This is a genomic window from Streptomyces boncukensis (assembly GCF_011045075.1).
Lineage (GTDB): Bacteria > Actinomycetota > Actinomycetes > Streptomycetales > Streptomycetaceae > Streptomyces > Streptomyces boncukensis.
The window spans coordinates 1-1,295 of record NZ_JAAKZZ010000968.1; the positions used below are offsets into that span (position 1 = coordinate 1).

Here is a 1,295-nt window from a genome sequence, read left to right on the forward strand (position 1 = left end):
CCTCTGCACCCGCCCCCGCCGCTACACGAGCAGCGGGAGGACCTCGGCGCCGATCCGCCGCACATTGCGCTCCGTCGCCGCCGTGTCCCCGGTGCCCTCGACCAGCAGCGCGAACCGCTCGATGCCCGTCCGCTTCGCCGTCGCGGCCAGCCGGTCCGCGCACAGCCGGGGCGGGCCCACCGGGTGCAGATCGCACAGCAGCTCCGTATAGCCGAACGGATCGCGCATCGGGCGCTTGCGCCCGTCCACCGTGACATGCGCCCCCAGGCCGTTCCGCAGCCAGCCCGGCATCGCCGCGGTCAGCGCCTCCACGGCCTCGCAGCGCGAGTCGGCCACCTGCGCCACCCCGGCCGAGACATGGCACGCCGCCGCTTCCTCGACCGCGTCCCGGGAGTGCCCGGCCGCGCGCGCCTCGTGCCGCCAGAGCGCCACCATGTCCGCCTTGTCGTCGTCGCCGCAGTGCATGCCCAGCAGCATCGGCAGGGCGCGCGCCGCGGCCAGCCGGACCGTGTCCTGCGAGGTGCAGGCCACCAGTACGCCGGGCGGTGCGCCGCCCTCCGCGACGGCGGCGCCCGCGCTCGGCACCACCGGGACCTCCCGGAAGCGGTACCGCTCCCCGTCCGCGCCGACGCGCGGCTCGCGCAGCCAGCGCAGCAGCAGGTCCAGCGACTCCGGGAACCCCTTCTCGTACGCGTCGATACCGCCGCCGAAGACCTCCAGGTCCACCCAGGGCCCGCCGCGCCCGACGCCGAGCGTGAAGCGCCCGCCGGACAGCAGATGCAGCAGCGCGGTCTGCTCGCCCAGCGCGACCGGGTGTGCGTTGGGCAGCACGCTGACGGCCGTGCCGACGCCAATCCGCCGTGTGCGCCCCAGCAGAAGCGCCGCCACGGTCGCCGCTGACGGGCATACCCCGTACGGAACGAAGTGGTGCTCGGCCAGCCAGACGTCGTCCAGCCCGGCCTCCTCGGCGCTCTCCGCCGTGCGCAGCACCCGGCGCAGCGCTTCCCCCTGCCTCTGGCCCGGGAACTGCGCGCCCAGGACAAAAGCTCCAACTCGCATGGTCCACCGCCCTCTTGAGACCGCCCCCGAGAACCTCACGGACCCCGTGCCGCGCACCCCGCCGCGGCCGGAGTCCTCTTTAGCAATAACGCCTGACACGTGCCAAGGGCACGGCCCGGCCCGCCATTCATCAGATGAACGCCGCTGGGCGTGCCCCTGTGGATGGCTGGCACTGCCGGGCGCGGGCGTGCGTAGGCTGGAGACGGTGCGGGCACGGCCGCCCGCCCCCCGCGTAC

1 protein-coding gene is annotated in these 1,295 nt (G+C 75.1%); it reads right to left on the reverse strand.

What is annotated here, in order from left to right; translation table 11 throughout:
- Positions 1–21 precede the first annotated feature (21 nt).
- Complete coding sequence (locus G5C65_RS37370) at positions 22–1,059, reverse strand: LLM class flavin-dependent oxidoreductase (RefSeq protein ID WP_165303478.1); 1,038 nt, start codon at positions 1,057–1,059, stop codon at positions 22–24.
- Positions 1,060–1,295: the final 236 nt, after the last annotated feature.

Bases quoted from the DNA above. Each gene is read 5' to 3' on its own strand.
- G5C65_RS37370 (WP_165303478.1), bottom strand. From the start codon at position 1,059: ATGCGAGTTGGAGCTTTTGTCCTGGGCGCGCAGTTCCCGGGCCAGAGG.